The organism is Methylobacterium tardum (assembly GCF_023546765.1).
GTDB lineage: Bacteria > Pseudomonadota > Alphaproteobacteria > Rhizobiales > Beijerinckiaceae > Methylobacterium > Methylobacterium tardum.
Genome location: NZ_CP097484.1, coordinates 2,852,832 through 2,865,552, shown reverse-complemented (window position 1 = coordinate 2,865,552; position 12,721 = coordinate 2,852,832). Strand labels below are relative to the sequence as shown.

Sequence of the window (12,721 nt, the reverse complement as noted above, 5' to 3'; positions counted from 1 at the left end):
GGTCAGGACAGAGCCTCTTGGAGAAGCTCCGCCTCGGCCTCGGCCAGGATCTCGTCGGCCCCCTCGCCGTAGATCCGCTCGCGCCCGATCTCGAGCATCACGGATACGGAGAGCGGCGAGACCCGGTCGAGAGACCTGTGGATGATTCGCCCCTGGATGCGCTCTAGCATCATGCCGAGGCGCCTCACGTCGAGGAGTCCGGTTGCCGCATCCTGCCGCGCGGCCCGCAGCAGGAGGTGGTCGGGCTGGTGCTTGCGCAGCACCTCGTAGATCAGGTCGGTCGAGATCGTGACCTGCCGGCCGGATTTCTTCTGGCCCGGATGGTGGCGCTCGATCAGCCCGGCGATGACGGCGCATTGCCGGAAGGTGCGCTTCATCATGGCCGATTCATCGAGCCACGCCTCGAGGTCGTCGCCGAGCATGTCGACCGCGAACAGGTCGCCGATGAAGTCCGGGTCGAGGGCGGCGCGTTCGGAGACGTCGCGAGTCGTCCAGATCGCGATGCCGTAATCGTTGGCCGCGAAGCCCAGTGGCCGAAGGCCGTCGCGCTCCAGCCGGCGGGTGAGCAGCATCCCGAGCGTCTGGTGCGCGAGACGCCCCTCGAACGGGAAGGCGGTGAGATAGTAGCGCTTGCCGCGCGGAAAAGTCTCGACCAGCAGGTCGCGCTCGCCCGGCAGGACCGAGCGGCGGCGCTGCTGCAGCAGGTACTCGCCGATCTGCTTCGGCAGGCGATCCCACGCGAACGGGTCGGCGATCAGCGCCCGGACCCGCTCGGCCAGGAAGGTCGAAAGCGGGAACTTCGCGCCTGCGTAAGACGGGATTGCCGGGTCGGTCCCGGCCGGTGCGCGCGTCACGAGGCACTCGTCCTCGGCGAGCCCCTCGAAGCGCAGCGTTTCCCCGGCGAACAGGAACGTGTCGCCGACCGTCAGCGTCTCGGCGAACTCGTCTTCGATCTCGCCGAGCACTCGGCCGGTCTTCGGCAGGACGGTACCGGGCTTGCCGCGCAGGGTCCGGCCGAGCCGCACCCGCACCCGCGCCGCCTCGACGATGGTGCCGACATTCATCCGGTAGGCCTGGGCGGTGCGGGCGTCGCGCACGCGCCAGAGCCCATCCGGCCCGCGCAGGATCTTGGCAAAGCGCTCGTAGGCGCGCAGCGCGTAGCCGCCGGTGGCGACGTAGTCGACCACCTGCTCGAACGATTCCCAGGTCAGCCCGGCATAGGGCACCGCCGAGACGATCTCGTCGTAGAGATCGACCGGGTCGAAGGCGTCGGCGCAGGCCATGCCGAGCACGTGCTGGGCGAGCACGTCGAGGGCGCCCTGGCGGGCGTCGGGGGTATCCTGCGCGGCCTCCTCGACGGCGTCGAGCGCCGCCTCGGCACTCCAACATCTCGAAGCGGTTGCCCGGGACCAGATAGGCCTTCGAGGGCTCGTCCATCCGGTGGTTGGCCCGGCCGATCCGCTGCATGATCCGGCTTGCACCCTTCGGCGCGCCGACATTGATGACGAGGTCGACGTCGCCCCAGTCGATCCCGAGATCGAGGGTCGCGGTGCAGACAATCGCCCGCAGCTGGCCCGCCGCCATGGCGGCCTCGACCCGGCGGCGCTGCTGCGCGTCCAGCGAGCCGTGATGGATCGCGATCGGCAGCGCGTCCTCGTTGAGCCGCCACAGCTCCTGGAAGGTGTACTCGGCCTGGAGACGCGTGTTCACGAAGACCAGCGTGGTCCGGTGCTCCTTGATCAGCTCGTAGATCGCCGGCATCGAGTGCCAGGCGGTGTGGCCGGAGATCGGCAGGGCCCGGCCGAGGTCGAGCATGCGCAGATCCGCCTTCGCGCCGCCGGCGACGGTGACGAGATCGGCCATGGGCGGCGCGGTTTTCCCTCCCCCTTGTGGGGAGGGGTAGGGGTGGGGGTCGTGCAGGATTGAGCGTTCCGGTGCCTCCTGCACGACCCCCACCTCCAGCTCCTCCCCACAAGGGGGAGGAGAGAGGTGTGCGCTCGCAATTCGCTGCGGCACCAGGTACTTCCGCAACTCATCCGGCTCGCGGACCGTCGCCGACAGCCCGATCGCCGCGAGTCCCGGGCTCAGCCGGTGCAGCCGTGCCAGCGCCAGCGACAGCAGATCGCCGCGCTTCGAGGTCACCAGCGCGTGCAGTTCGTCGAGCACCACGCAGCGCAATCCCGAAAAGAACGCCTCCGCCTCGCGATGGGCGATCAGCAGCGCCAGCTGCTCGGGCGTGGTCAGCAGGATGTCGGGCGGCCGGCTGATCTGGCGGGTGCGCTTGTGGGCCGGCGTGTCGCCCGTGCGGGTCTCGACCCGCACGGGCAGAGCCATCTCGGCGATGGGCGCGTCGAGGTTGCGGGCGATGTCGACCGCCAGCGCCTTCAGCGGCGAGACGTAGAGGGTGTGGAGCCCGGTCGGCTTCAGCTTCTGCGGCCCACGCTCCGCGAGGGCGACGAGGCTCGGCAGGAAGCCCGCGAGCGTCTTGCCGGCGCCCGTCGGCGCCACCAGCAGGGCCGAGCGACCCGCCCCGGCGATCCGCAGGAGGTCGAGCTGGTGCGGCCGGGGCGCCCAGCCGCGCGCCGCGAACCAGGCCCGGAACGTCTCCGGCAGGATCTCGGACGGAACGCTCAGGCGAGCGCCATCAGGAAGCGGTCGATCAGCTCCAGGGCCCGCTCGCTCATCGGGCTCGGATAGCGGGCGAAGACGTGGCAGCCTCCGGGATAGATCGCCGTGTGGCCGCCATTGCCCGCCGCGGCCCAGCGCGCCGACATGTACAGCGTGTCGTCGAGGAGCGGATCGGCGGTGCCGATGGTGAACAGGGCAGGGGCAGGCCCTTCAGGTCGGCGTAGATCGGCGACACGTCCGGCCGGCGGCGGTCGATTCCCTCCCGGACGTAGCCGTCGGCGAATTTGGTGAGGTCGCGGGTGTTCACGACCAGACGCTCCTCGCCCCAGTTCCGTACCGACGGGGTCAGGCCCAGGTCGAAGAAGCCCGCGTTGAGGTTGGCGCCGCGGAAGGCCCGCGGCAGGTTGTGCTTGTCGCGCAGCCGCAGAAGCACCATCACGGCGAGGTGGGCGCCGACCGATTCGCCGCCGATCGTCAGGGCGTGGATGCCGAACTCGGCCTTGCCGGGGCCGGCGAGCCAGAGCGCCGCGGCCTCGCAGTCAAGCAGGGCCGCAGGGTAGGGGTGCTCGGGGGCGAGGCGGTAATCCACCGACAGGGCGACGAAGCCGCAGGCATCGGCGATCCGCTCCAGCCACGGATCCTGCTCGTCGGCCGAGCCCCAGACCCAGCCGCCGCGATGAATGTGCAGATAGGCGCCGCGCAGCTTCGTGCCCGGCTTCGGGTGGACCACGCGGAGCCGGAGCGGGCCGCCCGGACCGTCGATGGTCAGCCATTCCGCCCGGGCGCTGTGCGGCATCGCCGGCGCCGCCTTGGTGCCGGCGCGGCGGCGCTCGCGCACCTCGGCGATCGGCAGCGACCAGGGATCCGGCAGGGCGGCATGCGCCGCGACGATCTCGGCATTGATCCGGATCGTCTCGGGATCGATCGTCGCCGGGTCGAACAGGGCGTGGTCGATCATCGTGCGTTTGGTCCCGTCGGTGCTCGGAGCCTCTCACGAAACTCCCGAGCCTGGGGAGCGCTCTCCTGAGCCAACGCGGCGCAGCGAAAGTTTCGCGAGGTGCCTCATCCATCGCCTGTCCCGACATCTTGGCGGGACAGGCGCCGCTTGCCATCTGGGGTTCGCGGGAGAAACCCGCCAACGCTCGATCCGCGCTCGGGTTTCGCCGCGGTGTGGTGTGCCGGTCACGGTTCTGCCGGCTTCGTCGCCGATCCGGACGGCTCAAGGTTCACGAGGACGCAATGCTCGTCGATCACAACCGACGCCCGCAGGGCTTCGAGCAGGGTGCCCCGGGTCCGGACGGCGCCTACGGGGCAGCGCCCTATCGGACGCGCGAATCGGGGCTGCGCCGCTTCCTCGGCGGCTCGCCCGTCGGGGTGTTCGTGCGACTCCTGTTCCTGTCGGTGCTGGTCGGCGCCTTCATGTCGATGCTCGGCCTGACGCCCGGGCGCCTGTTCTGGCACCTGTACGATTCCGCCCGGGCGCTGATCGATATCGGGCTCGCCTCGCTGCACGATTTCGGCGGCTGGATCGTCGCCGGGGCGATCGTGGTCGTGCCGCTGTGGCTGATCGCACGGCTGTTCGCGGTCTCGCGCTGAGGCCGTGCCCGCGATCGCGCGAGCCGACGATGATCCGGAGCCGTTCAGACCGGCCCTCAGCCCGTCATTCCGGGGCCGCGCAGCGGAGCCCGGAATCCAGAGCCGCCGTCTTGGCCAGCCCCGGCATGCCGGTGTGTCTGGATTGCCCGCCGCCCGGCGTGCCCCTCCAGGTCCGAACTCGCCTGCCGAGCCCCGACATGTCGGCGCATAGCTGAGGGTGTTCGATCGCGCCGCGGTTGCTAAGCTTGCGGTATGACACATGCCCTGGTCAGTCCCGGCCGGCCGACGCACCGCCGCGTGCTGGCTCTGGCGCTCCCGATGACGCTGGCCAACGTCACGACGCCGATGCTCGGCTTCGTCGGCGCGGCGGTGATCGGCCGGCTCGGCGACGCGGCGCTCCTCGGCGCCGTGGCCCTCGGCGCCGTCATCTTCGACGCGATCTTCTGGTCCTTCGGCACCCTGCGCATGGCGACCGCGGGCCTGACCGCGCAGGCGGTGGGGGCCCGCGACAGCGCGGAGGTCGACCGCATCCTCGCCCGGACGCTGGCGGCGGGCGGTCTGATCGGGCTTGTCCTGGTGGCGCTGCAATGGCCGCTGGCGGCGGTCGCCTTCGCGATCAGCGGCGCGAGCGAGACCGTCGTCGCCGGCTTGGCGGTCTATTTCCACACCCGCATCCTCTCCGCCCCCTTCGTGCTGGCGAATTACGGCGTGCTCGGATCGGTGCTGGGCCGCGGGCGCACGGATCTCGGCCTGCTGCTGCAGGTGGTGATCAACCTGGCCAATATCGGGCTGACCCTGGTTCTCGTTCTAGGCCTCGGCCTCGGGCTGATGGGGGCGGCGTTGGCGACCGTCTGCGCCGAGGCGACCGGGCTCGGCCTCGGGCTGATCGTGCTGGCGCGCCTCGGGTCGCGGCCATTCCGGGTGCCGCTGCGCGACCTGCGCGATGCCGCAGCGCTCCGCCGGACCCTAAACGTCAACATCGACGTGATTCTGCGGACGCTGGCGCTGATCACCGGCATCGTGCTGTTCTCGGCCCTCGGGGCCCGGCAGGGCGACGTGGTGCTCGCCGCCAACTCGGTCCTGTGGAATCTCTTCCTGATCGGCGGCTTCTTCCTCGACGGCTTCGCCACGGCGGCCGAGACGCTCTGCGGTCAGGCGGTCGGCGCCCGGGATGCGGCGGCCTTCCGCGGCGCGGCGTCCCTGTGCCTGCGCTGGTGCCTCGGTTTCGGGCTCGCGGTCAGCCTGCTGTCGCTCGCGGGCGGCCACGGCTTCATCGATTTCGTCACCACCAGCGGGCCGGTGCGCGAGACCGCGCGGGCCTACCTGCTGTTCGCCGCGCTGGCCCCCCTCGCCGCCGCAGCGCCCTTTGCCTTCGACGGGATCTATATCGGCGCGACCTGGACGCGGGCGATGCGCAACCTGATGCTGTGCGCGCTCGCTGCCTACGGCGCGATCCTGGCGGTCGTCCAGGTTCTGGGCCTCGGCAATACCGGGCTCTGGCTCGCCTTCGTGGCGTTCCTCGGTGCCCGGGGCCTGGGCCAGGCGATTGCCTTTCCGGCCCTCGCGCGCAGGACCTTCGCGGAGAGAACCGTGCCGCCCCTCGAACGGGCAGCCTGAGCCGCGCGGGTCCTAGTGCGGATCCTTCCAGCCCGTGCGCGTCGGCGCGGGCGGTGCGGCGCGCGCGACGGCGCCTGTCGGGCGCGGCACCTCGGCTTCCGCGCGGCGCGGGTAGGACCGCCGCGCGCCCGCGTAGCCGTACCGGCGGCCGCGCCGGACATGACGGCGCCCCCGCTCCGTCGAATTGCCCACGAAGCCGCCGACCACCGCGCCCGCGACCGCGCCGATCGGCCCGCCGACAAGGGCGCCCGCGACGGCGCCCGAGCCGACGCCCATCGTGGTCCGGCTCTGCGCCCACGCCATGCCCGGCGTGGCGAGAGCGCCGACCAGTGCAAAGACAACCAAGGTCTTGTTCATGCCTGTAAGTCCGATGTCTCAGAACTGACTTTGGTCGGCCTTTAAACGTCGGAACGTGACCAAACCGCGGCTTCGTTCCGCGATGACCGGCACCGGTATCAAACCGTGTGCGAACTCACCGGTCCCGACCAATGGGGTGTGGAATGGCCGCGCGCGTGCTTTAGGGTGCACCGCAACGACGGCCGGCCGCCGGGCGGCCGCATGAGGGAGAAGCCCATGGCAACGACGACCGACCTGCGCCTGCGCCGGAGCGTGCTGTACATGCCCGGCTCCAACCAGCGGGCTCTCGACAAGGCGAAGTCGCTCCCAGTCGACAGCATCATCCTCGACCTTGAGGACGCGGTCGGTCCGGAGGAGAAGGAGATCGCCCGCGAGCAGGTCTGTGCCGCCGTCAAGAGCGGGGCCTATGGCAGCCGCGAGTTGGTCATCCGCGTCAACGCCCCCCAGACGCCCTGGGGCGAGGCCGATCTGCACGCGGCGATCGAGGCCAAGCCGGACGCGATCCTGATGCCGAAGGTGTCGTCCCCGGCCGTGCTGGAGAGCATCGCCGACCGGCTCGAGTCCCTCGACGCGCCGGAGGGCATCGCGATCTGGGCGATGATCGAGACCCCGGCCTCGATCCTGAACATCCAGGAGATCGCCCGCGCCAAACGCGATCCGCGCAATCGCCTGACCTGCCTCGTCCTCGGCACCAACGACCTCGCCAAGGACACCTGGGCGAAGATCGTCCCCGGCCGCGTGCCGATGCTGCCCTGGATGATGATGGCGCTGGCCGCGGCCCGGGCCGAGGGGTTGGCCATCCTCGACGGCGTCTACAACGACATCGCCGACACGGAGGGTTGCCGCGAGGAGTGCCGGCAGGCGCGCGATCTCGGCTTCGACGGCAAGACCCTGATCCACCCGACGCAGTTGGAGCCGGCCAACACCTCCTTCGCGCCGACCGAGGAGGAAGTGCGCCGGGCCAAGCTGGTGATCGAGGCGTTCGAGCGGCCGGAATACGCCAAGCGCGGCGCGATCAAGCTGGAGGGCCGGCTCTACGAGCGCCAGCATCTCGGCGTGAACCGCCGGGCGGTGACCTGGGCCGAGGCGATCAAGGCGAAGGGATTCTGAGTGCAGCTCCGGGTCTCTTCGCTACGCGCTTGATGACGGCGGAGCCGGCGGCACCGAAGGTCCCGGATCGGAGGTCGTGTAGCGCGTCCGCTGCGTGCGCCCGTCGCGCGCCGTGACGGCGACCAGCCCGGCCTCCTCAAGCCCGGCCACAGCTCGCAGCACGAGGGCGTGCTCCACCCCGAAGGTGCGGGCGAAGGCGCGGCTGTCGCCGGGCAGGCCGAGGTCGAGCGCGGCCAGGAGACCCGCCTCCAGGGACGACAGCCCGGGATGCGCGGCCGACATCCGGTCGAGGGCGGCGACGAACGCCGCCTCATCGGGCGTGTCGCTCACGCCGCCGCGCGCGCCTGTAGGGTGACCAGCACCGACTTGGAGGTCGGCGTGTCGCTCTTCTCGCCGAAGGTCGAGAGCGGCACCAGCACGTTGAGCTCCGGGTAATAGCCGGCCAGCGATCCCCGCGGCATGTCGAACGGCACGAGGCGGAAATCCTCGGCCCGCCGGGTGATGCCGTCATCGTGCGTGCCGACGATGTCGACCCGGTCGCCGAGCCGCCCGCGGATCTCCGCGAGATCGTCCGGATGGGCGAAGACGACACGGCGCTCGCCATAGACGCCCCGGTAACGATCATCCAGGCCGTAGATCGTGGTGTTGTACTGGTCGTGGCTGCGGAAGGTCTGCAGCACGTAGGTGTCGCGGGTCTTCTGGGCGGCTTGGTGCTCGGTCTCCGCCGGAAGGGCGTCCGCCGAGAAATTGGCTCGGCCCGTGGCGGTCTCGAACACCCGCTCGGCGGCGAGGTTGCGCAGCATGAAGCCGCGCGGCTTGCGCACCCGGGCGTTATAGCCGGTGAAGCCCGGTATTGTGGCGGCGATTGCCTCGCGGATCCGGTCGTAATCGGCGGCGAATCCCGCCCAATCGATGGATGACGACCCGACCGTCGCCTGGGCCATGCCGGCGATGATGGCGATCTCCGAGCGCAGCTCCTTCGAGGCCGGCTTGTTGATGCCGCCCGACCCGTGGACCATGCTCATCGAATCCTCGACGGTCACGATCTGGATCTTGCCCTGGTCGTTGCGGTCGATCTCCGTCCGGCCGAGGCAGGGCAGAAGGTAGCCGACCGCCCCGGGTACCAGATGGGCGTGGTTGAGCTTCGTGGCGATGTGCACCGTGAGCCGGCAGGAGGCGAGCGCCTGAGCCACCACCGGGGTGTCGGGCGTCGCCCGCAGGAAGTTGCCGCCGAGCCCGATGAAGGCCTTCGACGTGCCGTCCCGCATGGCGCGGATCGCCGCCAGCACGTTGTGGCCGTGCTGGCGCGGCATGGCGAGGCCGAAATGCTGCTCCAGGGACTCCAGGAAGGCGGCGGCCGGGCGCTCGTTGATGCCGACGGTCCGGTCGCCCTGGACGTTGGAATGGCCGCGCACCGGGCAGAGACCCGCGCCGGGCCGGCCGATATGGCCGCGCAGGAACAGGAGGTTGGCGATCTCCCGGATCGTCGCCACCGAGTGACGATGCTGGGTCACGCCCATGGCCCAGGTCGCGATGACCCGCTGCGCCCCGAGATAGACGTCCGCCATCGCGGCGATCTCGTCCATGGTCAGGCCGGACTGGTCGAGGATCGCGTCCCAGGAGGTCGCGTCGACCGCGGCCCGGTAGGCCTCGAAACCCGCGGTGTGGTGCTCTACAAACGCGCGATCCAGGAGCGAGGGCCGGCCGGCCGCCACGGCCTCGGCGTCGCGGGCGAACACCACCTTGGCGATGCCCCGGAAGGCCGCCATGTCGCCGCCCGAGCGCGGCTGGAGATAGTGGCTGGCGATTGGGCGGCTCGCACCGCGCAGCATCTCGACGGTGTTCTGCGGGTCGGCGAAGCGCTCGAGGCCGCGCTCGCGCACCGGGTTGAGCACCACGACCTTGGCGCCGCGCTCGGCCGCCCGGCGCAGGTCGCCGAGCATGCGCGGATGGTTGGTGCCGGGGTTCTGGCCGACGCAGAAGATCGCGTCCGCCTTCTCGAAATCCTCCAGCAGCACCGTGCCCTTGCCGATGCCGATCGCCTCGATCAGCGCGACGCCGCTGGCCTCGTGGCACATGTTCGAGCAGTCGGGGAAGTTGTTGGTCCCGTAGGCGCGGGCGAAGAGCTGGTACAGGTAGGCGGCCTCGTTCGAGGCGCGGCCCGAGGTGTAGAACTCGGCCTGATCCGGGTGATCGAGCCCGCGCAGGGTCGCGCCGATCTCCGCGAAGGCCTCGTCCCAGCTCACCGGCAGGTAGCGGTCGCTGGCCGCGTCGTAGCGCATCGGATGCGTGAGGCGGCCCTGGCCCTCGAGCGCGTAATCGCTCCAGCCCCGCAGTTCGGTCAGCGTGTGCTTGGCGAAGAAGGACGGCTTCGTGCGCTTGTCGGTGGCCTCCCAGGAGACCGCCTTCACGCCGTTCTCGCAGAATTCGAAGGACGAGCCGTGCTCCGGGTCGCCCCAGGCGCAGCCGGGGCAGTCGAACCCGTCGGGCTGATTGGCCTTGAGCAGGGCGCGGGCCCCGGTGAGCGGCGCGCGGCTGCCGAGCAGGTGCTTGCCGCAGCTCTTCAGAGCGCCCCAGCCGCCGGCAGCGGATGAGCGCTTGGAAGACCCTTCAGACTGGGCCATGAACCGTCCTGGATTGGGTGACGCGAGGTGTCTCGCAGACGCGAGATAAGCGTCTCCGCGCGGCCCTCACAATGGCGTGCGCGCGCAGGCCCCTCATGCACGGGACACAGGCTAAGCTCCCGCTCCGCAAAGCGTTTCTAAACTGTGCGGCGAAGCTGGGTCGCTAAGGTCGTGAGGTGTTCAGGTCCGAGGGCCCGCGCCGTCATCGCGAGCGCAGCGAAGCGACCCAGGGTGGCGAGTCACCGGCAGATGTGGCGCTGCTGGATTGCTTCGCTCCGCTCGCAAAGACGGCCGCGCTCTGCGACCGGGATCCGGATCACGCGCCGCGCGCGAGATCCGCGGCGTCGCGCCCGACGACCTGCCGGAGCGCGGTGATGCCTTCCTCGTCCATGCGCCGCACCAGCCCTGCCTTGATGCGTCCGACCAGCCCCGGTCCCTCGTAGACCAAAGCCGAGTAGAGCTGCACGAGGCTGGCGCCGGCGAGGATCTTGGTCCAGGCGGCCTCCGCGGAATCGACGCCGCCGACCCCCACCAGGGGCAGGCTGTCTCCGACCCGCAGGCGGGTCTGCGCCAGCATCCGGGTCGCCGGCCCGAACAGGGGGCGGCCGGACAGCCCTCCGGTCTCCCGGGCGAGGGCCTGCTCGACCAGGCCCGCGGGTCGCGCGACCGTCGTGTTCGAGACGACGAGGGCCTGCACGCCGCGCCTGAGCGCTGTCGCGCAGACCGCGTCGAGTGCGTCCAGCGCCATGTCGGGCGCGATCTTCAGGAGGATCGCCGCCGAGGCGCCGGCCGCTTCGCGGGCCGCGACGGTCCGGGCGAGCAGCTCGTCCAGGAAGGCCTCGCCCTGGAGGTCGCGCAGGCCCGGCGTGTTGGGCGAGGAGACATTCACGGTGACGAAATCGGCGAGCGGGGCCAGCACCGCCGTGCAGGCCGCGTAGTCGGCGAGGCGGTCGACCGAATCCTTGTTGGCGCCGATGTTGACGCCGACGATGCCCGGCCGTCCTGTCCGGGCGCGCAACCGGGCCGCCACGATATCGAGCCCTTCGCTGTTGAGGCCGTAGCGGTTGATCACCGCGCGGTCCGCCGCCAGGCGAAAGACCCGCGGCTGCGGGTTGCCCGGCTGCGGCCGCGGCACGACCCCGCCGACCTCGGCGAAGCCGAAGCCGAGGCCGAGCAGCGCGTCGGGCACACGGGCGCCCTTGTCGAAGCCGGCTGCGAGGCCGACCGGATTGGGAAAGCGGCGGCCGAGCAGATCGACCGCGAGGCGGGGATCGTCTTCGCGCCTCCGGCCGGACGGCAACAGGGCGAGCGCCCGCAGTGTCAGGTCATGGGCGCGCTCGGCATCGAGGCCGTGGAGCAGCGGCCGGACAAGGGGAAAGGCGACGTCGATCATGCCGGCAGAAGCCCGGCCGGAAAGACGTGGCGCCCATCCGCGCCGAGGGGGAGCGCATCGACCGATCGCACCGCCGTAAGCGGCAGCGCGCCGTAGAGATGCGGGAACAGATCGCCGCCGCGGGAAGGCTCGTAGCGCAGGTCATTCCCGAGTGCCCCAGGCTCGACGGCGACGAGGAGCAGATCATCCTGTCCGGCGAAGTGGCGGGCGGCGGTCTCGGCGACCTGGGCGGCCGTGGAAAAGTGGATGAAGCCGTCCTGCCGATCGACCGGTGCGCCGGTGAAACGGCCTGCGGCCTCCGCCTCGCGCCACAGCGCGCGCGGACAGATCTTGTAGATGAGCGGCATCGAAGCTCCCCGAAAACCGACGCGTCGATAGAGGCGCCGCGCATCCTCGGCAACTCCGGGGCTCCCGTCTGATTCGAGGAGCGATTGCATTCTGCTGGCCGTAGTTCTACTTTCCTACGACTAGGCTGACCGTCACAAAGCCGTGTCCGCGGCGGGAGACCCGTACCGGACCGAGAAATGTCTAGTATTTCGGCGCGTACCCGGCGGGTGCTGAGCGTACCTGGCGGAAAGATCGTCCCTTTGCCTCCGAGGCAGCCGAATCCCGGCTGCGAGACGGGGGCGCCAGCCCGCTCACGGTGAGCCTCCGAGCCCGCTATGCTGTCGCACGAGCAGATCTGGAACGCCATCGACAGGCTCGCCGAGCGGCACGGCTTCTCGGCCTCCGGGCTGGCCCGGCGGGCGGGCCTCGATGCCACGAGCTTCAACCGCTCGAAACGCGTGGGCGCCGACGGACGCAAGCGCTGGCCGTCGACCGAGTCGGTGTCGAAGGTGCTCGCCGCGACCGGATCCAGCCTGGACGAGTTCCTGCGGCTCATCGAGGCCCGGGAGATCCCGGCGCGCACGATGGTCCCCCTGATCGGCCTGACCCAGGCCGGCGCCGGCCGCCTCTTCACCGACGAGGGCATGCCCACCGGAGGCGCCGGCTGGGAGGAGATCGAGTTTCCGGATCTCGGTGAGGAACGGGCCTTCGCCCTGGAGATCCAGGGCGATTCCATGCTGCCGCTGTTCCGCGACGGGGACGTGCTGATCGTCTCGCCCACCGCGAGCGTGCGCAAGGGCGATCGCGTCGTGGTTCGCCTGCATGGCGGCGAGGTGCTCGCCAAGGAGTTGAAGCGGCGCACGGCCCGGACGGTGGAGCTGGCCTCGCTCAATCCGGAGCACGAGGATCGGCTGCTGAACCTCGGTGAGGTCGCCTGGATGGCCCGGGTGATGTGGGTGCGCCAGTAGCGGGCCGGTTCCGTGACCGGTCGCGCGCCGCGGCTTGGCCACGACACGGTTCGCCGCTATCGGTTGCCCGTCGCGGATCTTCCGCATCCGCTCAGCGCGAA

The 12,721-nt window shown here is 70.7% G+C and carries 9 protein-coding genes and 2 pseudogenes; 4 read left to right on the top strand and 7 right to left on the bottom strand.

The genetic code is table 11. The features are described 5' to 3' along the window. Positions 1-2 precede the first annotated feature (2 nt). A pseudogene (locus M6G65_RS13620) lies at positions 3-2,634 on the bottom strand (ligase-associated DNA damage response DEXH box helicase). Further along, positions 2,631-3,586 (bottom strand): annotated as a pseudogene (locus M6G65_RS13615) (alpha/beta hydrolase). The pseudogenes M6G65_RS13620 and M6G65_RS13615 overlap by 4 nt, the downstream one beginning before the upstream one ends. Before the next feature lie 281 nt (positions 3,587-3,867). On the opposite strand from M6G65_RS13615, the gene M6G65_RS13610 reads away from it, so the two are divergent. Together M6G65_RS13610 and M6G65_RS13605 are read left to right on the top strand one after the other, a co-directional pair. Further along, on the top strand, positions 3,868-4,224 hold the full coding sequence (locus M6G65_RS13610; RefSeq protein WP_238195365.1) for a DUF6460 domain-containing protein: 357 nt from the start codon (positions 3,868-3,870) through the stop codon (positions 4,222-4,224). A gap of 252 nt (positions 4,225-4,476) precedes the next feature. After that, positions 4,477-5,841 carry an MATE family efflux transporter gene (locus M6G65_RS13605; protein WP_238195366.1) on the top strand — a complete coding sequence of 455 codons (1,365 nt, stop codon included), beginning with the start codon at positions 4,477-4,479 and terminating at the stop codon, positions 5,839-5,841. Positions 5,842-5,853: 12 nt separating this feature from the next. Here the strand turns inward: M6G65_RS13605 and M6G65_RS13600 are convergent, their stop codons facing one another. Next, complete coding sequence (locus tag M6G65_RS13600) at positions 5,854-6,198, bottom strand: hypothetical protein (RefSeq protein ID WP_238195367.1); 345 nt, start codon at positions 6,196-6,198, stop codon at positions 5,854-5,856. Between the two features lie 216 nt (positions 6,199-6,414). On the opposite strand from M6G65_RS13600, the gene M6G65_RS13595 reads away from it, so the two are divergent. Next, positions 6,415-7,308 carry an HpcH/HpaI aldolase/citrate lyase family protein gene (locus tag M6G65_RS13595; protein WP_192709048.1) on the top strand — a complete coding sequence of 298 codons (894 nt, stop codon included), beginning with the start codon at positions 6,415-6,417 and terminating at the stop codon, positions 7,306-7,308. Positions 7,309-7,329: 21 nt separating this feature from the next. Here M6G65_RS13595 and M6G65_RS13590 read toward each other — a convergent pair whose 3' ends face one another. The 4 genes from M6G65_RS13590 to M6G65_RS13575 form a co-directional block, all read right to left on the bottom strand. Beyond that, positions 7,330-7,638 carry a hypothetical protein gene (locus tag M6G65_RS13590; RefSeq protein ID WP_238195368.1) on the bottom strand — a complete coding sequence of 103 codons (309 nt, stop codon included), beginning with the start codon at positions 7,636-7,638 and terminating at the stop codon, positions 7,330-7,332. Next, on the bottom strand, positions 7,635-9,932 hold the full coding sequence (locus tag M6G65_RS13585; protein WP_238195369.1) for an FdhF/YdeP family oxidoreductase: 2,298 nt from the start codon (positions 9,930-9,932) through the stop codon (positions 7,635-7,637). Before M6G65_RS13585 ends, M6G65_RS13590 begins: the two co-directional genes overlap by 4 nt. 316 nt (positions 9,933-10,248) lie before the next feature. After that, the gene (locus M6G65_RS13580) at positions 10,249-11,325 is read right to left on the bottom strand and encodes a quinone-dependent dihydroorotate dehydrogenase (protein WP_250104054.1); all 1,077 of its coding nucleotides are present in this window, start codon (positions 11,323-11,325) and stop codon (positions 10,249-10,251) included. Then, positions 11,322-11,672 carry a DUF952 domain-containing protein gene (locus M6G65_RS13575; protein WP_238195371.1) on the bottom strand — a complete coding sequence of 117 codons (351 nt, stop codon included), beginning with the start codon at positions 11,670-11,672 and terminating at the stop codon, positions 11,322-11,324. The genes M6G65_RS13580 and M6G65_RS13575 overlap by 4 nt, the downstream gene beginning before the upstream one ends. A gap of 315 nt (positions 11,673-11,987) precedes the next feature. Between M6G65_RS13575 and M6G65_RS13570 the strand changes: the two genes are divergently transcribed. Further along, positions 11,988-12,620: a S24 family peptidase gene (locus M6G65_RS13570; RefSeq protein WP_192709043.1), complete on the top strand. Its 633-nt coding sequence runs from the start codon at positions 11,988-11,990 to the stop codon at positions 12,618-12,620. The last annotated feature ends 101 nt before the right edge of the window (positions 12,621-12,721 follow it).

Coding starts and splice junctions, on each gene's coding strand:
- M6G65_RS13610 (WP_238195365.1), top strand. CDS start 3,868: ATGCTCGTCGATCACAACCGACGCCCGCAGGGCTTCGAGCAGGGTGCC.
- M6G65_RS13605 (WP_238195366.1), top strand. CDS start 4,477: ATGACACATGCCCTGGTCAGTCCCGGCCGGCCGACGCACCGCCGCGTG.
- M6G65_RS13600 (WP_238195367.1), bottom strand. CDS start 6,198: ATGAACAAGACCTTGGTTGTCTTTGCACTGGTCGGCGCTCTCGCCACG.
- M6G65_RS13595 (WP_192709048.1), top strand. CDS start 6,415: ATGGCAACGACGACCGACCTGCGCCTGCGCCGGAGCGTGCTGTACATG.
- M6G65_RS13585 (WP_238195369.1), bottom strand. CDS start 9,932: ATGGCCCAGTCTGAAGGGTCTTCCAAGCGCTCATCCGCTGCCGGCGGC.
- M6G65_RS13580 (WP_250104054.1), bottom strand. CDS start 11,325: ATGATCGACGTCGCCTTTCCCCTTGTCCGGCCGCTGCTCCACGGCCTC.
- M6G65_RS13575 (WP_238195371.1), bottom strand. CDS start 11,672: ATGCCGCTCATCTACAAGATCTGTCCGCGCGCGCTGTGGCGCGAGGCG.
- M6G65_RS13570 (WP_192709043.1), top strand. CDS start 11,988: ATGCTGTCGCACGAGCAGATCTGGAACGCCATCGACAGGCTCGCCGAG.